20 protein-coding genes and 1 pseudogene are annotated in these 24,896 nt (G+C 39.9%); 5 read left to right on the plus strand and 16 right to left on the minus strand.

Annotated elements, in window-relative coordinates:
• Positions 1 to 50: 50 nt before the first annotated feature.
• A complete protein-coding gene (locus ABMQ40_RS12630; RefSeq protein WP_370900134.1) occupies positions 51 to 704 on the plus strand; it encodes a metal-dependent transcriptional regulator in 654 nt (217 codons plus the stop codon).
• Between the two features lie 53 nt (positions 705 to 757).
• Here the strand turns inward: ABMQ40_RS12630 and ABMQ40_RS12635 are convergent, their stop codons facing one another.
• From ABMQ40_RS12635 to ABMQ40_RS12660, 6 genes and pseudogenes are all read right to left on the minus strand, one after another.
• A complete protein-coding gene (locus ABMQ40_RS12635) occupies positions 758 to 988 on the minus strand; it encodes an EamA family transporter (protein ID WP_370900136.1) in 231 nt (76 codons plus the stop codon).
• A gap of 24 nt (positions 989 to 1,012) precedes the next feature.
• Positions 1,013 to 1,444, minus strand: coding sequence for an EamA family transporter (locus ABMQ40_RS12640; protein WP_370900138.1), 432 nt, complete (start codon positions 1,442 to 1,444; stop codon positions 1,013 to 1,015).
• 97 nt (positions 1,445 to 1,541) lie between these two features.
• A pseudogene (locus ABMQ40_RS12645) lies at positions 1,542 to 1,661 on the minus strand (EamA family transporter); the annotation flags it as partial.
• A gap of 73 nt (positions 1,662 to 1,734) precedes the next feature.
• A complete protein-coding gene (locus ABMQ40_RS12650; RefSeq protein WP_370900140.1) occupies positions 1,735 to 2,874 on the minus strand; it encodes a hypothetical protein in 1,140 nt (379 codons plus the stop codon).
• Between the two features lie 17 nt (positions 2,875 to 2,891).
• The gene (locus ABMQ40_RS12655) at positions 2,892 to 3,794 is read right to left on the minus strand and encodes a TssN family type VI secretion system protein (protein ID WP_370900142.1); all 903 of its coding nucleotides are present in this window, start codon (positions 3,792 to 3,794) and stop codon (positions 2,892 to 2,894) included.
• Positions 3,795 to 3,846: 52 nt separating this feature from the next.
• Positions 3,847 to 4,806 carry a type VI secretion system baseplate subunit TssG gene (locus tag ABMQ40_RS12660; protein WP_370900144.1) on the minus strand — a complete coding sequence of 320 codons (960 nt, stop codon included), beginning with the start codon at positions 4,804 to 4,806 and terminating at the stop codon, positions 3,847 to 3,849.
• Positions 4,807 to 5,040: 234 nt separating this feature from the next.
• On the opposite strand from ABMQ40_RS12660, the gene ABMQ40_RS12665 reads away from it, so the two are divergent.
• Together ABMQ40_RS12665 and ABMQ40_RS12670 are read left to right on the plus strand one after the other, a co-directional pair.
• Positions 5,041 to 5,838 carry a S1/P1 nuclease gene (locus tag ABMQ40_RS12665; protein WP_370900146.1) on the plus strand — a complete coding sequence of 266 codons (798 nt, stop codon included), beginning with the start codon at positions 5,041 to 5,043 and terminating at the stop codon, positions 5,836 to 5,838.
• A 220-nt stretch (positions 5,839 to 6,058) separates the two neighbouring features.
• Positions 6,059 to 6,925, plus strand: a complete 867-nt coding sequence (locus tag ABMQ40_RS12670) for a sigma-70 family RNA polymerase sigma factor (protein ID WP_099767369.1) — start codon at positions 6,059 to 6,061, stop codon at positions 6,923 to 6,925.
• 716 nt (positions 6,926 to 7,641) lie between these two features.
• Here ABMQ40_RS12670 and ABMQ40_RS12675 read toward each other — a convergent pair.
• The 9 genes from ABMQ40_RS12675 to ABMQ40_RS12715 form a co-directional block, all read right to left on the minus strand.
• Positions 7,642 to 8,421 (minus strand): phytanoyl-CoA dioxygenase family protein, encoded by a 780-nt coding sequence (locus ABMQ40_RS12675; protein WP_370900148.1) that lies wholly within the window; start codon positions 8,419 to 8,421, stop codon positions 7,642 to 7,644.
• A 660-nt stretch (positions 8,422 to 9,081) separates the two neighbouring features.
• Positions 9,082 to 11,547, minus strand: coding sequence for a multicopper oxidase domain-containing protein (locus tag ABMQ40_RS12680; RefSeq protein ID WP_370900150.1), 2,466 nt, complete (start codon positions 11,545 to 11,547; stop codon positions 9,082 to 9,084).
• 90 nt (positions 11,548 to 11,637) lie between these two features.
• Positions 11,638 to 12,111 carry a DUF3347 domain-containing protein gene (locus ABMQ40_RS12685; RefSeq protein WP_370900152.1) on the minus strand — a complete coding sequence of 158 codons (474 nt, stop codon included), beginning with the start codon at positions 12,109 to 12,111 and terminating at the stop codon, positions 11,638 to 11,640.
• A gap of 108 nt (positions 12,112 to 12,219) precedes the next feature.
• Entirely contained in the window at positions 12,220 to 12,597 is a 378-nt protein-coding gene (locus ABMQ40_RS12690) for an HYC_CC_PP family protein (RefSeq protein WP_370900154.1), read from the minus strand.
• Between the two features lie 144 nt (positions 12,598 to 12,741).
• A complete protein-coding gene (locus tag ABMQ40_RS12695) occupies positions 12,742 to 14,955 on the minus strand; it encodes a TonB-dependent receptor plug domain-containing protein (RefSeq protein WP_370900156.1) in 2,214 nt (737 codons plus the stop codon).
• A gap of 44 nt (positions 14,956 to 14,999) precedes the next feature.
• Positions 15,000 to 15,809, minus strand: coding sequence for a 3-deoxy-8-phosphooctulonate synthase (gene kdsA / locus ABMQ40_RS12700; RefSeq protein WP_370900158.1), 810 nt, complete (start codon positions 15,807 to 15,809; stop codon positions 15,000 to 15,002).
• A 233-nt stretch (positions 15,810 to 16,042) separates the two neighbouring features.
• On the minus strand, positions 16,043 to 16,570 hold the full coding sequence (locus tag ABMQ40_RS12705) for a DUF1697 domain-containing protein (protein ID WP_370900160.1): 528 nt from the start codon (positions 16,568 to 16,570) through the stop codon (positions 16,043 to 16,045).
• Between the two features lie 69 nt (positions 16,571 to 16,639).
• Positions 16,640 to 18,127 carry a DUF8728 domain-containing protein gene (locus ABMQ40_RS12710; protein WP_370900162.1) on the minus strand — a complete coding sequence of 496 codons (1,488 nt, stop codon included), beginning with the start codon at positions 18,125 to 18,127 and terminating at the stop codon, positions 16,640 to 16,642.
• 87 nt (positions 18,128 to 18,214) lie between these two features.
• Positions 18,215 to 21,697, minus strand: a complete 3,483-nt coding sequence (locus ABMQ40_RS12715; RefSeq protein ID WP_370900164.1) for a protein O-mannosyl-transferase family — start codon at positions 21,695 to 21,697, stop codon at positions 18,215 to 18,217.
• A gap of 222 nt (positions 21,698 to 21,919) precedes the next feature.
• On the opposite strand from ABMQ40_RS12715, the gene ABMQ40_RS12720 reads away from it, so the two are divergent.
• Complete coding sequence (locus ABMQ40_RS12720) at positions 21,920 to 22,957, plus strand: PLP-dependent cysteine synthase family protein (RefSeq protein ID WP_370900166.1); 1,038 nt, start codon at positions 21,920 to 21,922, stop codon at positions 22,955 to 22,957.
• 87 nt (positions 22,958 to 23,044) lie between these two features.
• Positions 23,045 to 24,316 carry an aminotransferase class I/II-fold pyridoxal phosphate-dependent enzyme gene (locus ABMQ40_RS12725; protein WP_370900186.1) on the plus strand — a complete coding sequence of 424 codons (1,272 nt, stop codon included), beginning with the start codon at positions 23,045 to 23,047 and terminating at the stop codon, positions 24,314 to 24,316.
• Positions 24,317 to 24,448: 132 nt separating this feature from the next.
• On the opposite strand, the gene ABMQ40_RS12730 is transcribed toward ABMQ40_RS12725, so the two are convergent.
• Positions 24,449 to 24,811, minus strand: coding sequence for an iron chaperone (locus ABMQ40_RS12730; RefSeq protein ID WP_370900168.1), 363 nt, complete (start codon positions 24,809 to 24,811; stop codon positions 24,449 to 24,451).
• Between the last annotated feature and the right edge of the window lie 85 nt (positions 24,812 to 24,896).

The raw sequence follows: 24,896 nt of genomic DNA on the forward strand, positions 1-24,896 counted from the left end.
AGGATTTCAATAATATTTTGTTAGATTTGTATAGAAAATCATCTAACATTTTGAAAGCAACATTAACGGAAGAAAATTATCTGAAAGCTTTGTTTCATCTGGTGGACCATGAAGGAAAGGTGACGATCAATGAGCTCAGCAAATTTCTGAATGTGAAAATGCCGAGTGTCAACAATATGATGAAGAAGTTTTCGGAAAAAGGCTGGGTGATTTATGAGACCTACAAACCTCTTGTTGTCACGGAAAATGGACGCAGGGAAGCCGCTCTGGTGGTAAGAAAGCACAGGCTTACCGAAATGTTTCTGGTAAAAAGGATGAATTTTGGGTGGGAAAATGTACATGAAATTGCAGAACAGCTGGAACATGTACATTCCCAGGTCTTTTTTGATAAGATGGATGAGATCCTGGATCATCCCAAGTTCGATCCCCACGGGGAACCCATTCCCGATAAAGATGGCAATATCATTGCCCAGGACTTACAGAAACTAAGCAGCTGCGAAGCAGGCGAAACCGTCGTTTTCACTTCTGTTACCCTTTCCGATGATGCTTTTTTAAATTATCTTAACGAAAGACAACTACTGCTGAATACCAGAATAAAAGTCGTAAAAGTAGAGGATTTCGATAAATCCATGACTATTGAAATCGAAGGAAAAAAAGAGATCCTCAGTAAAAAGGCTACTGAAAAGATCCTGGTAAAAAAATAAGCAGTTTTATTCCGGATTTCACATAATGGTTTCAAGGATAAGTTTTTATCCTATCAGCCCGCTTCTTTCTTTTTATCCGTTTTCCTGCTTAACAGGAATACAGTTGAAATAATAAAAACGCTCCCAATCCAATCAATCGTGGTAAAAGAGACATTCAGCCAAAGGACAGCCAGAACAGTAGCGGAAAGAGGTTCCACAGAAGCCAGCAGGCTGCTCTTCTGCCCACCTATGATCTGTACGGCAGTGAGATAAGAATAAAAAGCGATCAGCGTCCCGAATATCACGATAAAAGCAGTTCCCCAATAGGTCTATGCATCCCATATCCCTTCAATAGCCCACGGCGCTTTTACAAAGCTGAACACAACACCTCCGCAGAACATTCCCCAGCCTATAACAACGGAAGATTTATATTTGGACAAAAGTTTCACCGGCTGTAACGTATAAATAGCCAGCGTAATGGCTGAAGCGATCCCAAAAAACAAAGCGGTGGGAGAAATGGAAAGACTTCCGATATTGCCATGGGTCACCAGCAAAAAAGTTCCCGCAACTGCCAGAATAATGGCAATGACCTCTAAAAACAACGGCAATTTTTTATTTCTGAAAGCAAGATAGATCGCTATGAAAACAGGTCCTGCATACTGAAGAACCGTTGCCGTGGCGGCATTGGAATGTTTGATCGCTGCAAAATAAGTGTATTGAACGGCAAGCATTCCCGTGATGCTGAAGGTAACCAGCTGCAACGCATCTTTTTTGTTTTTCCATATCCCGAACAGGCTCAGCTTTTCGCCAAATCCGGCAAAAAAGCAGCAGAAATATCCCTGAAATCAGCATACGAATCGTGATCATCCACTCTATATTAATGCCCCGCTCCTGAAACAGGAACTGTCCGCACGTTCCGGATACTCCCCAAAGCAGGGCTGCCATCACCGCCAAAAAGATACCTTTAAAAGAATTCATTCCAACATTCACTATTTTTCAAACAAAAAAGCCCTGAAAAACAGGACTTTTGCTATTTACAATTATACTTTTGTTAATCTAAAACGCTCCAGCCCCTCTTCGGATTGGTACTAGAAGAGACTTCCTGCTCATTAACGATAATATTTTCTTTTCTCTGACCGATATAATCCAGTTCGCTCAGTTTTGAGAAAATGGTTTCAAGGCTTCTCAGCATCTGCTGGATATACAGGAGCGGTTCCCCGCAATTATGATGATCATAGTTGGTTTCAGCGACAATCGATAGCTGGTTCAATAAAGTGTGTGGGGCGATCTCGCTCCATTCCAGACTGTAATTCAACATTTCTTCCAATTCTGCCGGAACCAGCACCTGGGTTGAATTATACAGGCGAAGCGCCAATTTAGCAAAACATTCGATCAGGAATACAGGAGGTTGCCAGGGAATAATATTTCTGAACGGGAAATAAATATCCCCGAAAGTATTGATCATCGTATTACACAGGAACTTTACGTTCTGCGCCAAAGCGGTGTTCTGGTTTTTATGTGATGCTTTCTGGATGATCTTAAAGGCATATTGCTGCAAATTCCCGATAGATTTGGCAAAACTATTATAATAATCCAATAAAACGGGATGGCTTTGGACAGAGGTACAAGGCGGAATAAAATTAGAATCCACCTGGGCTATGTTCCCTTTCAGATCCACCTTACCGATGATCAGGTAATTCCCCCCCGAATAGCTGCTGTTCAGGGAAGTTACAGGAAGCAGCTCTATATGATAATTGGGCTGGGCACTCGGATGGCGGGGCGGGATCTCCTCCGGATCAATATCACCAAAAGGCACTTTATCAAAAGGGTTTACGGAAATCAGAATATAATATTCTCCGTCTGCCTGTTCCTCGCTCATGGATTTGGCCAGCGATTTTACGCTTACCCTTCTGTCATTCAGCTCAATTCTGTAGCCGGCCATGGTAACGGCACTGCAACGCTTGATCACCAGCTGCACATCATTGGTAGCGGTATTGTGAACGTCGAAGATGGTTTTATCCGTAAATTCATTTGAGATAGGCAAAAGCCCGTAATTATATGTTGTGATCCCAAGCGAATTGGAATCTCTGATGGTATCAATCAGAAAGTTATCCTGATCATTCAGGTGTCTTTGGGATACTTTCATCCCATCTACCCAATTGATGGCAAAATGTTTAATAGGCTGTATCATATTAACTTTAATTTGTGTTATGATTTTCTCGCAATTCCTTCTTCCTCATGCTGGATCACTCTTTTACAGATAACCACTTCATTTTCTGAAATCCCGTTGGCTGAGATATCCTGATCAAAATCAATATATTTCCTGAAGCTGAAGAATGATTTTTTTGTATAGAAGATCCAGTAATAAGCTTCTTTATCTTTGTCTGTAAGATGAATGATTGAATTGGGATTTTTATGATTATAGTCGTCCACAACCCTGTAGAACCAGTCTCCGAATGTTACTCCCGTAGGCAATGTTTTAGCCTTGATCCTGAACCTGTTGCTTTCTTCCAGATTTTTGCTCAGCTCAACATTCAGTACCATCAGACGATCAAAATCGGCACCTTCAAAATCCGGAAGTTTTTGATCGGGTGAATACCGCCAGGTTTTATAAATATCGAATGGAATACTGATGAACTGTATATAACAGTAATAGAATACCATTGGAATAAGGAAGGCCAGCATACTTGTCGCTGCCATCACGGCATATCCCGTTCCTTTGCTCATCCAGTTGAAGATCAATGTAAAAAGATATCCTCCGAAAGCAATACACGTTAATGAAAGCAATGACTCAAACAATATGCTTAGAGCTAAGGAATCAATATGCTTTTTAAAATATTTGTCCAGCAAATTCACATGGATGATCCCGAAAACAAGGTAAATAATCTGCGCGATAAGATACCAGTAAGGATTGAACAAATTTCCCGCAAAGCCGAAAAATCCCGGCAAAGCAAGGCATAAGCCGCACAGCAGGACATATATAATAATAACTTTAATTTTAATAGCAGGTTTATTTCTTCTGATGATTCCCAGAATAACCATCATGATCACTGCAATCAAAGGCATTAAAATATACCTTAAAAAGATTCCTTTTACTGAAGAAATTTCCATCTGTTTTTTTCAAATTTACATTTATAGGTGCTCGTAAAGATAACAAAATATTTTACAGAAAAGTAGAGTAACCAAGACGGTTGGCATTTCTTTCATCATCTTCAAGGCAGAAAGAATATTCCTGCTTTTCCGTGATAAAATTCTCTTCCACATTTACCGTTACCGGAAGGAAATAATCATATATAGCTTCAAGCACTTTCCGGAACGGATTCCCCTGAATATACTTTTTCATATCCTTGTAAGGGATCGGGCCAATATTTACTACCCAGTTCCGCTGCCCGTCCATATGTCTTCCGCTCGGAATAAAGGTAACGCCTAACCTGGCATTTCCCAGCAGCATGGAGTCATCATTCTCTTCTATCCCGTCAATTACATTAGGAGCAAAGGTAACTTCCACCGGTACCTGCAAAAAGGCGGTCATGCATCTCTCAAACCAGCTTTTGTCTCCACGGATCTGATGGAAAAACGGAAGGATATAGATAAAGATGCAGGCGTTCTGCTTGTCCAGCATTTTTATCAGGGGCCATAACTCTCCCACCGTTTCAAGCAAGGTATCCGTATCACTGGAAATCTCAAAGTCAAATTCTTTAAGCAGGGCGCTGATCTCCGTGAAGAATATTTCAAGCTCAAACGGGCGGAAAAACTTCCTGGCATCATCTTCTACCTTTTTCTGCCTGCGGATTTCCTTAACGATATTTTCCACATTTTTCCTGGAGGCACCAAGGGATGGCGGATGAAACAGCCCTTCCGGCAGATAGTCATAAATACCTTCCCTGTAGGTTTCTATGGTAAATACCTCTTCATCAAAACCCAGGTAATGGCTTGAAATACTTTTGATATCCTTAAGATAAGCCCTGTCGTTTATCCCGATCCGCTCAATAAAAATATTGCTTACCGCCCTGTGATATTTCAAAAGGTTAACCGCCACAGCTTCCGCCTTGAAATCTGTCTGCAGCTTATTGTAATCCATATCTACAATATTATTTCCATACATGGTATTCCCTGTGATCATAGCCTGTAAAGGTAATATATCTCTTATTATTGAAAAAATATTTCCCGGATAATTTTATTCTAAAAATAGTAATTTATTGATATTAAAAGAATATTATGATGCAGAAATAGTAAAAATACGGATAAAACAAAGCTACATCCGATGCACAGATTAAAATTAAGTTAATTTTTATCCCGGCTTTATCATCTTATCCTTCTTCTTGGTGTATCTTTGCAGCCTGAAAATGTTATTTAAATGAAAAGTATGTATTCTAAAATCCTGGTTCTGGCATTCATCTCCGCTTCCCTGTATTCTTATGCCTGGGGACTAACGGGACACAGGATTATTGCAGAAATTGCAGAAAATCACCTTTGCGGAAAAGCAAAGAGGGAGATCAGAAAAATCATGGGAAAAGAACGCCTCGCCTACTGGGCAAACTGGCCGGATTTCATCAAATCAGATACTACCGGAGTCTGGAAGCAGGCTTCTGCATGGCATTACGTAAATATTGATCCGCAAAAGGACTTTAAAGCATTTGAGCAAAACCTGAAAGCTCAGGCAGGGCCGAATCTCTATACTCAGATCAATACCCTTTCCAGCCAGATCAAGGATAAGAGAACTTCTGAAAAAGACAGAAAGATCGCCCTGATTTTCCTTATCCATATCATGGGAGATCTTGCCCAGCCTCTGCATGCAGGCAGAGCCGAAGACCTGGGTGGCAACAAGATCAATGTAACCTATTTCGGTGACAGGACCAATTTGCACTCCGTATGGGATGGAAAGCTGGTGGATTCACAGAAATACAGCTATACGGAATATGCAAAACTTCTGGATATCAGATCAAGGGATGAAGTAAAGCAGATCCAGTCCGGAACACTGGAAGACTGGCTGTATGATTCGCATAAGATTGCAAACAGAATTTATGCACAAACCCCGGACGGTTCCAAATTATCTTATGACTATCAGTATAAATTCAATGAAACGCTTGAAAGACAGCTTCTTTATGGAGGATTACGGCTGGCGAAAGTATTGAATGATCTTTTTAAAGCGTAAAGAACAGCCTTTTTATAAGTTCGTCCAATTGTTATAAATTAAAAGTGAAGCTCCGGCTTCACTTTTTCTGTCTGCACAAATGCTTTCCGGATTGAAATAAAGAAAGGTGGGGATTTACATCAGCATATACAGATTTATTTCAAAAAAAGTAAATCTTTTGTAACCTTTTCCCGTTTTCAAACGTATACTATATAGTAACTCTTTTTTGAGGATAAAATAAATGAGACAGTTAAAAATTACTAAGCAGGTAACCAACAGGGAAACTGCTTCATTAGACAAGTATTTGCAGGAAATTGGTAAAGTGGAACTTATTACTGCAGACGAAGAAGTAGAATTGGCACAAAAAATACGGGCAGGTGACAGAGCAGCACTTGAAAAATTAATCAAAGCCAATCTTCGTTTCGTAGTTTCCGTATCCAAACAGTACCAAAACCAGGGTCTTTCTTTACCTGATTTGATTAATGAAGGTAACCTTGGATTAATGAAAGCTGCAAAAAGATATGATGAAACCAGAGGTTTCAAATTCATCTCTTACGCGGTTTGGTGGATCCGTCAGTCAATTTTACAGGCTTTGGCAGAACAGTCAAGAATCGTAAGATTGCCATTAAATAAAATTGGTTCAATCAACAAAATTAATAAAGCATACGCTCATCTTGAACAGGAGAATGAAAGACCGCCTTCCCCTGAAGAATTGGCTGAAGTTCTCGATATGAGCGAAGAAGACATCAAAGAATCCATGAAAAACTCCGGCAGACACCTGTCTATGGATGCACCTTTGGTAGAAGGTGAGGATTCTAACCTTTATGATGTATTACGTTCAGGAGAATCTCCAAGCCCGGATAAGGATCTGATGCTTGAATCCCTCCAGATCGAGATCGAAAGAGCATTGAATACGCTGACTCCAAGGGAAGCTGACCTTGTGAGATTATACTTCGGACTGAACGGAAAACACCCGATGACCTTAGAGGAAATCGGTGAGACTTTCGATCTTACAAGAGAGAGAGTTCGTCAGATTAAAGAAAAAGCAATTAAAAGACTAAAACACAATACCAGAAGCAAGATCTTAAAATCTTATTTAGGTAAATAATTAGTGTAACAATGAATAAACGGAGCCCGAAAAATCGGGCTCCGTTTTTTTATAACCTTTTCAAAAATAATTTCAACTAATCTCAAATAGACATCTGGCATTTCTGAACAAGTAAGAATCTCAGCTATTAAACCCCTGTCGGCAGAATGATAAAATTTGGTTCAAGTCTAAAAAAGAAAAACTTGTACCATTATCAACTTGTAACTTGCTGTTATTCTGATAAATATACATTAACACTGAATTTATCTTCGGGGTTCGATGTTGTGCCTTGCAAAATGACAGAAATTTAGGGGAACATCGAACCCATTTTACTTGTTTTTCTCTAACACTATTAATTATCTACTGTTTATCAGTTACTTATACGGTTTTATTAAATATCCGTTTCATTTTCACGGGCAAAGGTAAATCAGTATTTTTACGCTTTACAGGGTCAAGCCTTCGGTTTGCTAAAAAATCTCAAACCTGCAGATAGTATTTTTTTCAGTCCAAACCTTGTTTCAGCTAAACACTGACCCTTTTTAGCCTATGAAACGAAACATAGCATACTCCGACCTTTGAACGAATAAATGAGCAATCGCAATTAAGGTAATTCCGCACCTCAAAATGTTCACCTGAACAGAGCAAGCTGTGTTTTGAGGCACTCGAAATCCAAACTGTGCCTCAAAACTACTTGTTTCTACACGTGATAAAAACACCTTCCGAAGTCGGTTGTATAACTAATCTAACGCTAAGCGAATAGCCTGTTCAACTGGAGCATAAGCATCAGTAGAATCTGAAATAGATAATTCTCCTTTCAACAGCAATGGCGGTTGTGCCATAAATTTAGGAACGTCTCCTCTATGAGCTTGAGCCGAATGAACTAAAAAAGGGTGACATAAATAAACCGTACCTGCTCTACCTGTTGCATACACCTCTTTCCTTTTAGGCAGTGTGTCTAACTTACTTGCAATTTCCATAAATGAAAGACCTGAATCACCTTCGTTCATTAATAGCTTCGCTATATCAATGTGCGAGCCTTCATAAATAACCGTTGGCGCATCATTTTCGCTGACATCCGAATACAATACGAGCATCAATAAAGCTCTGCCCTTTGATTTTAAATTGGATCTCCATTCAAAATAATTGCCAGGATCATCTCCAGGAAAACTTACATCAACGTGTTTACCTGTATCGTTCGGTTCCTGATCTGAAGGGAATCTTACAGGGAATGTGCCAACACTTCGGCAAGGTATCCATCTGTCTTTACCAATCAATTGGTTAAAAATTAAATGCATTTTTTTGCTATTTAGCGACTCGACAAAGGGTTGTTGGGTGTACATGCCCAAACGTATAACAGGTTCAGTCCAAGTGGAAGGATTAAACCTATCACAAGGAAGGTCATTCCATAAAATATCTAAAACTGCATCTGCAATTTCTTGAGAAAATGCATTTTCAATGCGAACAAAACCATTAAGAACGAACTGTTCTATTTCCTTTTTATTTAGTATTTCTGACATAATTTTTTCGAGATATAAACTAATACAAGGAGCAACAATCACCTGTTGACCAATTAGTTTAGAATATTAATAAAATTCTACAAATAGAAAACCACGCTACGTAGATAGTACAAAGCGTATTGCTTAAGAACTAAGCCGAAAAGGATTTTATAACATCACAGTCATTCTCATTTGACAAATGTAATGATTATTCTTGTTTTTAAAGAATATAAAGGTTCTTAAAAACCGGATTTTTTGTTTATAATATGCTCCACAGATGCACCAAGCCGACAATGCAATGAAAAATTCAGGGATTAGCAATGTTCGTTTTATCATCTATAAAGACGACATTTTTACATATGACAAAGCATTTCCTTAAAATCATCCTCTTTCACCAAATACTGTAAATCGGGGTCATTTTTGATACGCTCCATTTCGCTTTCCACAATCTGCAAAACTTCCGATTTTTATAGCCTTAATCTTCCACAAAGAGTTCGAGTTTTGTACCAGCGGGTTCACAGAAGAAAAAAAGCAAATCCTATTGTTAATACGAATTGGAAGATCAGACAACTTTCCCAAGGGAAAACTCTCTGCATAATTTTTCATGAGAATGGTTCCGGAAAGTACAAATCTGTACAATTTATGGGAAATAAAAAAAGACCGCAAAGCAGTCTCTTTTATTTAGTAGGTTAAAGTAATCCCGGCACCCCATCCCATTTCATTATCATAATTCCCGGAAACGGATAACCATTTCTGTAATATATACCGTAATCCCGTATTGAACTCTCCGTCAGAATTTACTGTAAAATATCCTCTCAGCCTTCTGGAAAGCGGAATATCTTCCCGACTTAGTTCCAGCAAGACCTTTCCGTTCTGATCTATGCTAGCATCTGCCGTAATCAGCATGGGCAACAGGTATTGTACCCCTATAATGAAATTAGCCCTATTCTTCGATGCTTTTTGCTGCCCGAACCAGGTTTTCTTCCCGTGAAAATCCATTTCCATATCTTCCGCCATTTGACGCTCCATGATTTCATGATTTTTCTGAACCCTGAACCCTGCATAAGGAAGTGCCCACTGAAATTTCCCTACATATCTTCCTATTTTAAAATTCCCTTCGAAATGATCAAATTCCCAGTTGGAATGAAACTCATTCAGGTTGGCCCATCTTGGCCCGAACATCGTCATGGTTTCCGCATGTATCTTATTGCTCTGGATATCAAGCATTGCCATCGAGCTTATCATCCTGTTATCTTTCAGAAAGCTTTTCCAGGCCAGCTTTTTGTCCGGAAGCTCCGGATTCGGTTCAGAATTTTCATAGCTGAAAACCCTGCCCATTCCGGCCATCATATGATACAAAATATGGCAGTGAAAAAACCAGTCCCCATCCTGATTAGCGGCAAACTCAATCGTATTGGTTTCCATAGGCATGATATCAACCACATTTTTCAGGGGTGAGTACTCTCCTTTTGAATTAATCAGCCTGAAATCATGACCATGCAAATGCATCGGATGACGCATCATGGAATTGTTATACATAGTGATCCTAAGGATCTCCCCTTTTTTGATCAGAATTTTGTCGGTTTCAGTCACGGTTTTATTATCCAGCGTCCAAAGGTAATGATTCATATTCCCTTCTAAGGTGAATTTCAGCTCCCGGACATTATCACCGGGAAGAATGGTTTTTTCAGGAGATTTTAGAATGTTATAAGATAATCTTTTAATAGATTTTTCTTTCATATCCATTCCGCCGTGTTGGGAGTGGTCTTCTTTTTTTTCATTCTCTCTGGCTTTAATTCCCATCATTTCATTCATGTGCTTCATCGTCATTTTCCGCTGGCTTTCGGGAAGCTCGGGGTACATTACTTCATTCATATCCATCATCTGATTGCTCATGGTCATACTCATGGGCTTCATATTTCCGCTCATTTCCATCATTCCGTTCATCATTTTCATCCCTTCAAAAAGCATTAATCGCGGTAAATCCGGAGCTTTTATTTTTTCACCTGAGCCCAACCAAAGTGAAGCATATCCTATCCTGTCTTCTGATGTTGCCCTGAATTCAAAGCTTTTATTTTCAGGGATCGTCACTTCAATATCATAGGTTTCCGAAACTCCGACGATCAGTCGGTCAACTTCCACAGGCACCACTTCATTCCCGTCATTGGCGATCACTTTTATTTTTCCGCCGCCGTAATTCAGCCAGAAATAGGTGGAAGAGCCGCCATTCGCTACCCGCAGCCTTACCTTATCTCCTGCTTTCAGCCCGGAATAGACGGAAGACGGAAGCCCGTTGATCAGAAACTTATCATAATAGACGTCACTTACATCCATGGCTTCCATCCTTTTCCATTCATTCAGGACCTTTGTTCCGAAATTCCCGGATCTTATGGCTTCCCAATAGCTCTGAACGGCATTCTTTTTTATGGCATACCAGTCTGTATTGGCCATATGGAGCCTTCTGGCGATCTGTTTTGGATTTTCATCGCTCCAGTCGCCCAGAAGAACAGGAATTTCAGCGGTATATTCAGATTGAGGAAGGCTTTCTCTTTTTTGAAAGACCAGGATCCCATTCATCCCAATCTGTTCCTGAAGGGCTTCATGGGAATGATACCAGTAAGTTCCGTTCTGTGAAATCTTAAATTTATATAAATGTGTTTCACCCGGCTTTACCGGTCTTGTTGTAAGATAAGGAACCCCGTCATATTCATTGGGCAGGATCACGCCATGCCAGTGAAATCCTGTATTTTCTTTCAGCATGTTGTGAAGATAGATTTCTGCCGTATCTCCTTCCGTAAAGTATAAGGTGGGAGCTTGCAGTTTTCCGTTAACGGCTATTGCCCGTCGGCTCTTGCCCGTAAAATTGACAAGGGTGTCTTTTACATACAGATCATAACGGACGGTTCTTCCGCCAAAGGATATTTTCCCGTTGGCCTTATTTTTTGTAAAGGAGGATCCTTCTTCATTCTGATGATTATCCGCCCTATGCTTATGATTTTCTTTTTCAACCAGATCCATTCCGCATTTCGGGCATTTTCCGGGTCTATCCGAAACGATTTCCGGATGCATCGGACAGGTATAGGTTATAGCTTGTGCAAAGGCAAAAACAGAGAACAAAAGCATCAGAAACATTATTATTTTTCTCATAATATTCCGAATCTTTTAAAGCTGTATAACTGAGGACCGGAATGATTCCGGTTTCAGCTATACAACTTATATTTTAAGGTGTGCAGATGATTATTTAATGGCAGACTTTACGCTTCCACATGTAAGCATGGTGCTTCCGTAGTATGGATTTACAATTTTTTCCTCATTGCTCAGCCAGCTGCTGTCTGCCATGGGGCAATACTGAATATAAACGGGCTTATCAGAAAGCCTGAACTGCCTGGTCAGGGCGATCATATTATCTGAAAGGTTGGAGAAAAACTCCCTCTGGGCCGTGATATTCCTTGCTTCTGAAATAGCAGTGGCATCTTTTCTGAGAATGTTGAGATTACCTTCAGAGATCACTTTATAATCAATGACAGAAGCTGTTTTAATGAATTCTGCTGCTGCCTTTGAGGTCTTGCCGGCATCGTCAGAAGCTAAAGCTGCTTTTATCGCAATATAATTGTAATACAGTTGGGTAACCCTGGCGTCTTTTTTAGACTGGGCAGCAACCGAAATCGCTGAAAAGAAAGTAAACAAAGCTGTGATGATATATGTTTTCATTGTCTTTAAGATTTAGAATTTAATAATAGTTGTTTTAAAGGTATTCAATCGCATAGCGCGACAGGGCATGCCGTTCTTGATAAGGATCAAAACGACAGAACTATTATTCTAAATTCTAAAGTTACAATGAGAAATAAAAATGGGCACCGGCCTTACTTCAGGTGGTGCATTGATCTGTATCCGGATGTATCTGGCAAGTGAGAAAAGCTGATCCGGAATAAAGAAATGATGCTCCCGGACTTCCGGGATCTGCTTTAAAAAGTCGATCTTTAAAAAATCAGATTTTTGGGAATCACTTACTTTCACTACTTTGATTTCTGTTTTGCAGCAGTCTTTTTTGGTCTTAACTCCGCATTTGCTGCAAACATCATCAACTTTCTGACTTACAGAAGCTAATTCCCGCATGCAATAATGAAAACTGAAAACCGCTCCGGAGGAGAACCCGAAGTAGAAAACAGAGAACAGTATGGCAAGAATCTTTTTCATTGAAGCAAAATTAAAAATATCTAGGGAATGGAACTTATAAAATTCAGTATTATTGTTATAAAATTCGGGTGAAATAAAAAGCCCCCGGAAATCCAAGAGCTTTTAAAATATTTATTGCCGCTATCCGGCTGTTTATCAGTATGCTTATTTAATTTTAAACTCAAGCTTCACATTAAAGAAACGGCCTGTCAGCCGAACGGGAACGGGATACATCAGGTTAGTGGCAGAATCCGTGATCCATTGGTTGGCAACCGTATTTCTGATATTAAAGGCGTTAAAAATCTGCACTCCCAACGTCAGCTCATCAAAATTTCCCCAGAATCCATAAGGCTTGTCTTTGCTTTTCGGATCTATGAATACTTTGGAAAGCCCTATATCTACCCTTTTATAGGAAGGCAGTGTTCTCTGGTAATTGTAAGGATTGGTAAAGACAGGCGCCCCGGTTGGCAGTCCCATGGCATAAACCAAAGTCAGATTTACCCGCATGGAAGGGAATTTCGGCATATAGTCCTGATAAAACATTGCGAATCTGAACCTTTGGTCCGTAGGTCTGGGGATATTACCCTGCCCGTCAATATTTTCATAAACTCTGGCATAACTCGCCGATAACCAGGAATCTACTCCGGGAACAAATTCCCCGAACAGTCTGGTGTCAATTCCGTAGGCATACCCTGAAGCATTATTCTTTCCTGAATAACGGATTCTCACATTATCCATATAATAAGGAATCAGATTATCCATTTTTTTATAATAGGCTTCGGTAGTTAATTTAAACGGCCTGTCATACATTTCAAACTCAAAATCATTGGCCAGAATAGCCTGAATGGACCTTTGGGATTTTATGTCACTGTTGAAATTACCATCAAGGTCTTTGATCTCTTTATAGAAAGGAGCCTGATAATATACCCCTCCCGAAAGCCTGAACAGCATATCGGTATCCCAATCGGGTTTTATGGCAAACTGTAGCCTTGGTGAAAAAATAGTTTCTTTATTAAAGCTCCAATGCGAAATCCTTGCTCCGGCATTGATAAAAACTTTATTGGTACCCCAGAAAAATTTCTGTGAATATTGCGCATAGGCAGACAGCCTGGTCGGCTCAATATGATTCTTACCTGAAATACTATAAAACAGATCAAGGTCTGCAATATCTCTGGGATCGTCAATCGGCCTCGGCATACTGTATCCTGCTGAATCCACCAGCTTCCATTCATTGGTAAGGTCTTTCAGGTTTTCTTTTTCATATTTGAATCCCAGCTCTATATCGGTATTCACGTTTGGAGAAAAACGGGTTCTGAACTGAGTACCATAGGTCCTTACAAACAAATCATTTCTTGCGTTCTCGATCTGGCTTCCTATATCATATGAGGTAATGGGGTCTCCTGTAATAGGATCAAATGTCTGCAGGATATAGCGAGAGGCAATGGAGTAATATTCTCTTTCACGGTTCTGGTAAGCAAAACTGTCCAGTGTAAACCTCCATTTGTCCGAAGGCTTGTAATTGACGGAAAACGTCCCCATCATGTTCTTATACTTATCATCTTCACGCCCGTTATAATCAATGGACACATTAATAGGCCTTTGAAGCGACCCGAAATCAACACTCCTTGTTTTGGGAATCATTTCGTAGTCGTTTTTTGAATAGTACCCTATGAATGATAATGAAAATTTGGAACTGAAATGATAATTGAGATACGTCTGGAAATCCATATACTTAGGATTAAAGTCCGTATCTTCTTTTAAAGTATTAAGGACAAGGTTGGTATTCCTGTACCTTCCTGAAAATAAAGCAGTGAATTTCCTGTTATCATCCTTATCCTTTCCGGAAGCAAATCCGGCCGTGAGTCTACCGCCGATCAGACTTCCTTCCCCGGAAAGCTCAAACTTTTGGGGCTCACGATAGTAGATGTTCAGTGCGGAGGACATCTTATCTCCGTACCTTGGTTCAAATCCTCCTGCTGAGAAGTTTACGGTAGATACCATATCAGGATTAATGATGCTTAAGCCTTCCTGCTGGGAATTCCTGATCAGGAAAGGCCTGTAGATCTCAATATCATTGATGTAGATAAGGTTTTCGTCATAGTTTCCACCACGCACCATATATTGCGAAGAAAGTTCCGTATTGGAGTTTACGGAAGGTAAGGTTTTGATGACCCCTTCTATACCTCCGGAAATGCTCGCTACGTTTTGAGCGTCTTTTGCCGAAATCTTAACAGTGGTAAGGTCGTTGGTTTTTCCTGTGGCTTTTTTCTGGAAAACAACTTCCTCTATATCAGTTACTTTTGTTGTATCTCTTTTTTTAGTCTGAGAGAACACCAACACGGGAACCATAAGGCTTAGTGGTAAAACTATTTTTTTCAAAAGAAATGTTTTAAGAATTTCTAAAATTAATTATTTTTTAACAATTACAAAATGGATTCTCTAATTCTTGTTAATTTTTGTAACAGATCTTCTAATAAATCAAGTTTTAACATATTGGCCCCGTCAGACAAAGCTGTTTCCGGTGTAGGATGCGTTTCAATAAAAATACCGTCTGCTCCCACGGCAATCCCTGCTTTGGCGATAGTTTCTATCAGGTCCGGCCTGCCACCCGTAACTCCGGAGCTCTGGTTAGGCTGCTGTAGGGAGTGGGTTACATCCAGAATAACCGGCGCATATTGCCTCATGGTAGGAATGCCCCTGTAATCAACGATCAGATCTGTGTATCCGAAAGAGTTTCCTCTTTCAATGATCGCTACTTTCTGGTTATCAGAATCCGTAATTTTCTGAACGGCAAACTTCATGGATTCCGGAGAAAGAAACTGCCCCTTCTTAAGGGTCACACACTTTCCGGTTTTAGCCGCAGCAACCAATAAATCCGTCTGGCGAACCAGAAAGGCGGGAATCTGCAAAACATCCACATACTGTGCAGCGAGGGCAGCATGCTCATTTTCATGGATATCCGTTGTGGTGGGAATATTAAAGGTCTCCCCTACTTTTTTAAGGATTTCCAGGGATTTCTCTTCCCCGATGGTCGTGAATGAATCTACCCTGCTCCTGTTGGCTTTTTTAAAGCTTCCCTTGAAAATATAGGGAATTTCATATTTATTGGTGATCTCCACTACCTTTTCGGCAATTCTTAGTGCCATATCTTCTCCTTCAATTATGCAGGGTCCGGCAATAAGAAAAAAGTTTTTTGAATCTTTGTGATGGATATTTTCTAAATATTGGATCATTATTTTGTCTCGATTAAAAGTTCAGTAAAAATACTGAGAAAGTTCCATACTCGGAAATTATTTAAAGGCTTTGATTGGAAGATGCTCATAATTGGCTTACTTCCTTGTTTGGATATAACACCAGATGAAGGAACCAGATGTCAAACAGTGAAATGGTATTAATCAAAAAATACGTGAAATTATTTTTGATGCTTCGGTGAATGGCCGGCATAAACTTTATGGCTCAATCAACTTCAGCCTATCTTTTTCAGAATTTTTTCAAAGGTATTGATATTCCTGCTGGTAAACCGGTCTTTCAGACTTTTCTTCCCCAATACTTTTCCGAATGTGGAATCCAGAGTATTTCCTTTCGGGACCTGCCAGTAAAAGATGTTGTTTACAATTTCCGCTCTTTCGTTTTCAGTTTTGGAGGCTTTCTCAAATTCTTCCATTAAAATATGTTCCACCCCCGGCACTCCTACAAAAGCATAAATATGAAGGTCTTCGTTTTTTACAAAAGGATTCCCGTTCCAGAAAATTTCTGTTTCTTCCTGTGATTTCACGAACAGAAAAGCTTCATAAGAAAAATGTTCAGACATTGCCTTTTCCAATATGACCTTTAATTCCGTAGCATTTTTATCCGAAGAAAAAACAATGTTCCCGGAAGCCAGTACCGAACTTACTTCTTCCATTCCTGCCCCCCTGAAAACCCGGCATACCTCGGCCATTTTCATATTGGTTCCTTTTACGTTGACCCCGCGGAGAAAAGCACAGTATTTCATTATTATCAATATTTGATGTTACATCAGGCTGAAAGTATCTTTTTAAGCTCTGCCTGCGATTTTTTATATTCAATCTGTTCTGATATACAGATTATAGTCTGTTCCCGAAGGCTTTAATATGTAAATCTTTTCCAGTATCTTATTATCACTTTTCAGGTGATCCTTCACCCGAAATTCCTTTAATAATCTGTAATGGGCTTTGTAGTAATCCGTATTTTTGCCTTCGAACAGATCAGCGTAGGAAAGCAGATACTTGGGCTTTCTTTTTTTTACCGTATTAATCCAATAATTGGCCTTATCCTTCTTTATTTCCTCCTGGATCTGCTTGTCTACCAGCCCTACTTCATCAATTGCTTTCAGCCCTGAAAAATAAGGCACATAACCTGCCGGCTCCAGTAATATCCATTGATTCTTATCTTTTTCGTAGCGGTTTAGAAAGAGGCCAATGGTTCGTCTGTAATTCCATTCCCCGTTCCCAGTTGCTATCGAATGCACGGTCTGAAAAGCCAGCATCGGCAGAATATAGAACACGATCAGGGCAGACAGCCATATATTTCTTTTAACCTTTTGCTCCAGGACAAAAATTAAAACCGGGACGAAAAGAAGGATCTGCGGAACCCAGTAATACCAGTCAAAAAGGCTTTTCTGGGAAAGGAAGACCAGCTGTTTCACCCATCCGAACAGAAATATCATCCACAGGAAATAATTTCTTTTTTCCCTTTGCCTGATAAGGTAAATAAAGCACAACAATTCAAAAACCAGTAAAACAACGGTAAAGGGATTAAAATCACCGGGTAGCTTCAGCATTCCCCAGAAATTACCGTAATTCAGTCTGAAATATTCAATATCCTGGGCTAATGTAAAGTGGTGATCGTAAGCCAGCTTTTTGGCAACAATGGTATTGTTTACTATTTCCCCGAAATAGAACCAGTTGAAGGCCACAGCCGTCAGAACTCCCAGGATCCCTCCTGATATATACGCCCATCTCAGCTTTTTATTCCAGAATGTATCCACCAGAAATACTATTCCTAGGAATATTGCGGTGTCGATCCTTGTAAAGAGTATTAAAACCGGAAGTACAAGCAAAGCCCATTTTTTATCTTTCCTGAAGCCATAATACAATAAAGCCATTTCAAGAAAAAAAAGGATTCCGTATTCCATTCCTAAAATAGAGATCTTTATGGCCGGAGGTAAAATACCGGTCAGAAAAATGAAGATGGCCTTATGCCATGGATTCTTCAGGAGCAAATGAGATAGCAAGAGGCTTCCTATGGTAAAAAGTATGGAATTGAATATCAGAAGCGGCTCAATGAAATTATCCTTTCCGAAGATCAGATTGAACAGACAGGATACGAAAACATAAAGATGCGTTGTGGATGCGGATATTTTAACATTCCCATTAAATCCTATCACTCCGTAATCCAAAAGGTTCTGGGCAACCCTCCAGGTAATGAAAGCATCTTCCTGGATATAATGGGTCAGCAAAAACAGGAGCTTGAAAAGTACTGTGAAAATTACAGCATATACCGGGAGTCTGCTATTTTTTATTTCGGCCATTGTGCTTTTTATGTTTGCGCAAAGATAATTCTAAAATTTTTGAATCCCAATAATAAAAAACGGAACCGAAGTTCCGTTTTAAATATTTTATTGTGTTGCCTTGATGATTGCCGTTGTAATCTGGTTTTCTTTTTCTTTTGAATATGTGGAATCAAAAGGCTCCATTATGTCAAACAGATATTGGTAGAAAGGTGTGATCTTCTGCACATTTTCAGATTCGCTCATTGCCTTTTCTTTACCCATCTGCTGAAGGTCCTTGATAAAGACATTGAACTTTTTGTCAATAGGCTCTATTGATTTTACAAGATAATCATAGGCTTTTTCCTTCTGACCTATTTTTGTATAGGCATCTGTAACGGCTGAAACTACCAGCGAATATTCCATAGGTTTGGTTCTCATTTGTCTCCTTACGTAGGTCTGATCCGCTTTGCTCAGGCTTAAATAATAATCATACTCGTCAAAAATTCCTTTTTTGAGCACTTCAGCCAGCTGCAGGCCTTTTTGTTCCTGCCCGGCCACGATATAGCCATATACCATGGAGCTCAGCGAACGCGGATCATTGTATTTCTCGGCAGGAATTTCCTTGGCTGCCAGGTCCAGCAGCTCAATGGCCTTAGCCTTTTGGCCTATCGTTGCCAAAGCTGCCGCCGCCCTGCTTGCTGAACTTCTGTAACTGATGATGTTGGATGTAGCTGTTTCATCGAAATGGGCATTCAGATCTTTAAAATTACCCCATCTGAAGTTTTTCACAACGTTATACAGTGAGTTAGGGTCTACCCTTCCCATCTCACCGTCCGGCGTTTGCGGAGTATGGATAGGAACCAGCCTGTAGCTGAAGCCGTCAAACTGAAGATATTCATCCAGGTAGAAAATATTTTCGCTGTCATAAATACCCCCTGAGGAGAAATTGATTGGCCTTTTCCAGTCGAAGTTGGCCAGAATATCAAGCATGATCAGGTTATTCTTATACAGGGTATTCCCTTTATAGCTGATCATAATCTGATTCACGGTATTTGAAAGATCGGACTGGTTGATAATTCCCGCCCTTAAGGCATTGTCTTTATTCACCGGAAGAATAAATTTGTTTACCGGAAGAATATTATATTTCTCATACTTTTCTTCACCGAAATACAGCTTTAAAAGTTCATCTTTGGCCGGAGATTTATATTTGATAAAGTTTAAGGCCTCTTTCAGGGTCATAGAATCCTGGGTAAGGTATTTTCTGAACTCCGCAAATGTAGCTTCGGCACCCTGTTCTTTAGCCATAGAGAAAAGACCTTCCCAATCGTCTTTTTTCATCAGATAGATCTGGTCATTCACCCCGTCTCTGTAATCATCATGTGTCAGCTGGCTCGGGATCGGGTCGGCATTATAGGTTTTTCTTTTGATCTGGTCAATATTCCACGGTGTTGAAGCCAGAGTGAAGTTCACAACTTTTACATCATCTCTGAACCGTTCCGTTTCCTGGATTGCCCAAACCGGATACGTATCGTTATCTCCGTAAACAAATAAAATATCTTCTTTCGGCAACGATTTCAATACGGAATAAGCGTAATCATAAGCCGTATATCTGTTGCTTCTGTCATGTACGTTATAATTCTGGAAGCCCATCATGAAAGGGATTCCCAACAGTACTACCCCGGCTGCGATATTGGCTGCATTCGATTTTATTTTTGATTGTAAAAACCATAGAATTGCTCCGGCTCCCAGCCCTATCCATATGGCAAAGGCATAGAAAGAGCCTACCATGGCATAATCCCTTTCTCTTGGCTCGAACGGCTTCACCCCGGTATAGAAAATGATCCCCACACTGGTCAGGATAAACAAAGACAACAGGGCATAGAATCTTCCGAAATCCCTGTTCAATTGGAAAAAGAAACCGATCAAACCTAAGATTAAAGGTAAAAAGAAGAATTTTACCGTACTTTCATTCTTAAATTTCGCAGGCATTTTTTCCTGGCTTCCCCATAAAGCGTCGTCGATAAAGGAGAAACCGGAAATCCAGTTTCCTTTTGTATTTTCCATATTCCCTTCAAGATCATTCTGTCTCCCTACAAAGTTCCACATCAGGTATCTTACAAAGTAATAGGTATTCTGGAATGTAATGAAATAATCCATATTCTGGGCAAACGAAGGCCTTTGAACATTGATCAGGTTATAAGGCTTTACCTTGAGGTAGTCTGCTGCGGTAATGGTTTTATCTTCGTATTTCTGTCTCAGCTCATCAAAGATCTGCTTGGCTTCCGGGCTGTTGGCTACATCTTCGTTGTCATAGTTAAATGTAAAATCCGGTGCCCCATACATAGAAATATAGTTGGCCATCACATCTTTATCTTCATTGAACATCCTCGGCATCAGGCTCACATGAGCTTTATTGAAAACATAATTAAATCTGTCCCCGGTTTTTCTGTATGTCCCGGTCTTTTCATCTTTTTCATAAATTTCTCCCGTCTTCTTAGTTTTGAAGCTTCCATCCTCGTTCTTCTCAATTCCATTAGCATCAAGGAAAGCGGTATAGTTCTGTCCATAAATGGTTGGCCAGTCTCCATATTGTTCCCTGTTATAATAATCCAGCATACCGATCGCCGTATCAGGATCATTAAGGTTCATTGGCGGATTGGCATTGGCTCTGATCGGGATCACCAGCCAGCAGGAGAAACCAATGATCATGTAAACTACTGATAAGGCAATGGTCTGATATACGTTTTTCTTTGTTTTTCTTGCATATTTAATTACCAGATAGCTGATAAGAACCATTAAAATAAATGCGGCAATGGTTCCGGAATGGAAAGGAAGCCCAAGGCCATTAACAAAGAATATTTCAAGTTTTCCGAACAGGGTCATGATCACCGGGAAAATGATCTTGAAAACAAAAATCAAAATTACCAGAGTGATAACGTTGGCCCATATAAAGTTTTTCCAGGTGAAAGTATAGTTTCTTGCATAATATACCAGACAAACGGCAGGGATTGCCAGCATGCACATCATATGAACTCCTACGGAAAGCCCCAGGATAAAGAAAATAAGGATGATCCACCTTTCGTTGTCCGCTTCTTTATATTCATTTTCCCATTTTGTGATCAGCCATACCAGAAGTGCTATAAACATGGAAGCCATGGAATATACTTCTCCTTCCACCGCAGAGAACCAGAAGGTATCTGAAAAGGTAAAGCATAAGGCTCCGATCACTCCGGCAAATAAAATGGAAATTTCCTGATGTCTTGTGATCTCATCAAAATCTTTGTTCAGAAGTCTTCTTACGAAATGGGTGATCGTCCAGAACAAAAATAAGATTGTAAGGGCGCTAAACAATGCAGACATCGCATTGATCACGATGGAATAATTTTCGCCTTTTCCTAATGCAAAAATGGCTGCTACGGCACCCACAATCTGAAATAAAGCAGCTCCCGGAGCATGCGTTACCTCTAATTTCACTGCAGAAGAAATATACTCGCCACAATCCCAGAAGCTGAAATTAGGTTCTATGGTCGACAAGTACGTGAAAAATGCAATAACGAAAATCACCCATCCCAAAACGGTGTTCCATTGCTTAAAAGTCCAATTTTTCATAGTATTAAATCAATTATGCGAAAATAAGGCTTTTATATCATTTTGGCCTGATTTTAACAAAATTTAAAAATTTTGGCGCGGAATTTGCGACATTTGTTGAGCTAAGATTTACAAAAAAGATGATTTTTATTCAATAGATTCGTACTCATCCAACAAAAGTTTAAAAATTATTTATTTTTTTGTATTTTTGCCGTCAGATTTTTATTGAAAAATAACAAACTAATGAGTAATGTTTACGATAATATCCTTGGCCTGATAGGAAATACTCCTATGGTGAAGCTAAATACTGTTACGAAAGATATTCCTGCAACCGTTTATGCCAAGTTAGAATCATATAATCCTGGACATTCCACTAAAGATAGAATCGCACTTCATATTATAGAAAACGCTGAGAAAAAAGGTTTATTAAAAGAAGATTCTGTAGTTGTAGAAACTACTTCCGGAAATACCGGATTCTCACTTGCCATGGTTTGCATCATCAAAGGATATAAATGTATCCTTGCCGTAAGTGACAAGACAAAACCTGAAAAAATTGCCTACTTAAAAGCACTTGGCGCTACTGTGTATGTTTGCCCTGCTAACGTACCTGCGGATGACCCTCGATCTTATTATGAAGTAGCTAAAAGAATCGCTTCGGAAACTCCTAACTCAGTGTACATCAACCAGTATTTCAATGAGCTGAATATTGATGCCCACTATCAGACCACAGGCCCTGAAATCTGGGAACAGACTCAAGGTAAGATCACTCACCTGTTTGCCTGTACAGGAACCGGGGGAACTTTATCCGGGTCCGCCAAATTCTTAAAAGAAAAAAATCCTGATATAAAAATTATCGGTGTGGATGCCGATGGCTCTATTCTGAAAAGCTATCATGAAACAGGAGAGGTCCATAAAGAAGATGTACATCCTTACCAGATTGAAGGTATGGGGAAAAACCTGATCCCTTCTGCCCTGCTTTTTGATAAAGTAGATGAATTTGTAAGAGTGAATGACGAAATGTCGGCCTACAGAACCCGTGAAATCGCTTTAAAAGAAGCCATTATGGGCGGTTATACCACAGGAGCAGTTACCCAGGCCTTATTGCAGTACGCACAATCCCATGAGTTTTCAAAAGATGACGTCATCGTTTTGATCTATCCGGATCACGGCTCAAGATACATTACCAAAGTGTACAGTGACAAATGGATGGCTGAGCAGGGTTTTGTAAACAACTGCGTGCATAATTACGACGAAGTTTTCAAAACGGAATTCATAAAATAGAAGTTAAATTAAAAAGAACACGATATAGATCAAGCCTTTTTTGTAGATCATAAAAGGCTTTTTTACTTAAAAAAATACTTTAAAATGTTGGATATTTTTGAAAGAATAAAAGAGAATCCAGGACCTCTTGGACAATTTGCAGATTATGGTGAAGGTTATTTTATATTCCCGAGATTAGAAGGGCCTATTGGTCCCAGAATGAAGTTCCAGGGAAAGGAAGTCATCTTCTGGAGCGCTAATGATTATTTAGGATTGTGTAATCATCCTGAAGTAAAGGAAGCAGATGCCAAAGCTGCTGCCGAATACGGAATGTTTTATCCGATGGGTGCAAGAGCAATGTCCGGAGAAACAGAGCAGCATTTACAGTTAGAAAGGGAATTGGCTGACTTTGTTCAAAAAGAATCCGCTTATTTATTGAATTTCGGCTATCAGGGAATGGTTTCTACCATTGACGCTCTGGTCAACAGAAATGATGTGATCGTTTATGATGTGGACTCTCATGCCTGTATCGTGGACGGAGTGAGACTACATGCCGGTAAAAGGTTTACCTACAGACATAATGATATCGCCAGCCTTGAAAAGAATCTCGAAAGGGCAACACGGGTGGCGGAAGAGACCGGTGGCGGTATCCTCGTCATTACCGAAGGGGTTTTCGGAATGAGGGGGCAGCAGGGAAAAATTAAAGAGATCTGCGAACTAAAATCAAAGTATAAATTCAGGCTTTTAGTGGATGATGCCCACGGATTCGGAACATTAGGAAAAACGGGAGCAGGAGCGGGAGAAGAACAGGGTTGCCAGGATCAGATCGATGTGTATTTCTCAACTTTTGCCAAATCTATGGCAGGTTTTGGGGCTTTCATCGCCGGAGACAAAGAAATTATCAGATATTTAAAGTTCAATTTAAGATCCCAGATTTTTGCCAAATCCCTGACCATGCCAATGGTGATAGGAGGATTGAAAAGGCTGGAGCTTTTAAGATCAAGACCTGAAATAAAAGCCAGGCTCTGGGAAAATACCCACAAATTACAGAACGGATTAAGAGAAAGAGGGTTCAACATTGGTGATACCAATACTTGTGTAACTCCGGTGATGATGCAGGGAACTCCTGTGGAAGCCACTCTCCTGGTAAAAGACCTGAGGGAAAATTACAGGATTTTTACCTCCGTAGTTGTTTATCCCGTAATCCCTAAGGGAATGATCCTGTTAAGACTGATCCCTACAGCTTCCCATACTGACGCTGAAATTAATGAGACCCTGGCCGCATTTGAAGCCATCCATGATAAGTTAACAGGCGGATATTACAAAGAGCAGGAACAAAAATTATTACAGGAACAGGGGCTTAGCTTTAAACCTATTTAACAGCCTGTGATTTAAACATAATAAAAGTATCGGGAACTCATTCCCGATACTTTTTTTTCAATCCATCATCATCTTATTTTAATTCAGGTGAGAAACGCAAACTGCAAAAATCCTGTATTCCACGTTCATTTTTCAACCTGCTACTTCCTTTTGCCGGAATTCTACTATTTTCTTGATAAAGCCTAGCGGTAAAGGCTTGTCATTAGGGAACTGAATTGCAGATTTGCTGACCTTCAGCTCTTTCAGCTCTTCTTCAAATTCCCTCAGTAATGCTTCGCTCCAGGGGCTCGAAAGGGATATATGTTTTGTAAAGCCTGCATAATATATCAGAAATTTCTTACCCATCCTGAAAGCGGGGATCTGATAGCTGATCACACCTTCTGCTTCAGGAGCAACCTGACTGATGGTTGCCCGTATTTGCTCCAGTTTCTCCCGGACTTCATCCGGAAATGCATCATGATACTCGTCAATAGTCCTGTAATCTGTTTTAGCCATATTATGTTTATTTTATTCGCTAAAATATTCATAGGAGAATCAAAATGACTTATCATTTGGCAAGAAAATTTTTGAAGTTCCTCTA

Source organism: Chryseobacterium gossypii (genome assembly GCF_041361455.1).
Taxonomy (GTDB): Bacteria; Bacteroidota; Bacteroidia; order Flavobacteriales; family Weeksellaceae; genus Chryseobacterium; species Chryseobacterium gossypii.

Excerpts from the sequence above, each read along its gene's own strand:
- ABMQ40_RS12650 (WP_370900140.1), bottom strand. The coding sequence starts at position 2,874 with ATGATACAGCCTATTAAACATTTTGCCATCAATTGGGTAGATGGGATG.
- ABMQ40_RS12655 (WP_370900142.1), bottom strand. The coding sequence starts at position 3,794 with ATGGAAATTTCTTCAGTAAAAGGAATCTTTTTAAGGTATATTTTAATG.
- ABMQ40_RS12660 (WP_370900144.1), bottom strand. The coding sequence starts at position 4,806 with ATGATCACAGGGAATACCATGTATGGAAATAATATTGTAGATATGGAT.
- ABMQ40_RS12665 (WP_370900146.1), top strand. The coding sequence starts at position 5,041 with ATGAAAAGTATGTATTCTAAAATCCTGGTTCTGGCATTCATCTCCGCT.
- ABMQ40_RS12670 (WP_099767369.1), top strand. The coding sequence starts at position 6,059 with ATGAGACAGTTAAAAATTACTAAGCAGGTAACCAACAGGGAAACTGCT.
- ABMQ40_RS12675 (WP_370900148.1), bottom strand. The coding sequence starts at position 8,421 with ATGTCAGAAATACTAAATAAAAAGGAAATAGAACAGTTCGTTCTTAAT.
- ABMQ40_RS12680 (WP_370900150.1), bottom strand. The coding sequence starts at position 11,547 with ATGAGAAAAATAATAATGTTTCTGATGCTTTTGTTCTCTGTTTTTGCC.
- ABMQ40_RS12685 (WP_370900152.1), bottom strand. The coding sequence starts at position 12,111 with ATGAAAACATATATCATCACAGCTTTGTTTACTTTCTTTTCAGCGATT.
- ABMQ40_RS12690 (WP_370900154.1), bottom strand. The coding sequence starts at position 12,597 with ATGAAAAAGATTCTTGCCATACTGTTCTCTGTTTTCTACTTCGGGTTC.
- kdsA (WP_370900158.1), bottom strand. The coding sequence starts at position 15,809 with ATGATCCAATATTTAGAAAATATCCATCACAAAGATTCAAAAAACTTT.
- ABMQ40_RS12705 (WP_370900160.1), bottom strand. The coding sequence starts at position 16,570 with ATGAAATACTGTGCTTTTCTCCGCGGGGTCAACGTAAAAGGAACCAAT.
- ABMQ40_RS12710 (WP_370900162.1), bottom strand. The coding sequence starts at position 18,127 with ATGGCCGAAATAAAAAATAGCAGACTCCCGGTATATGCTGTAATTTTC.
- ABMQ40_RS12715 (WP_370900164.1), bottom strand. The coding sequence starts at position 21,697 with ATGAAAAATTGGACTTTTAAGCAATGGAACACCGTTTTGGGATGGGTG.
- ABMQ40_RS12720 (WP_370900166.1), top strand. The coding sequence starts at position 21,920 with ATGAGTAATGTTTACGATAATATCCTTGGCCTGATAGGAAATACTCCT.
- ABMQ40_RS12730 (WP_370900168.1), bottom strand. The coding sequence starts at position 24,811 with ATGGCTAAAACAGATTACAGGACTATTGACGAGTATCATGATGCATTT.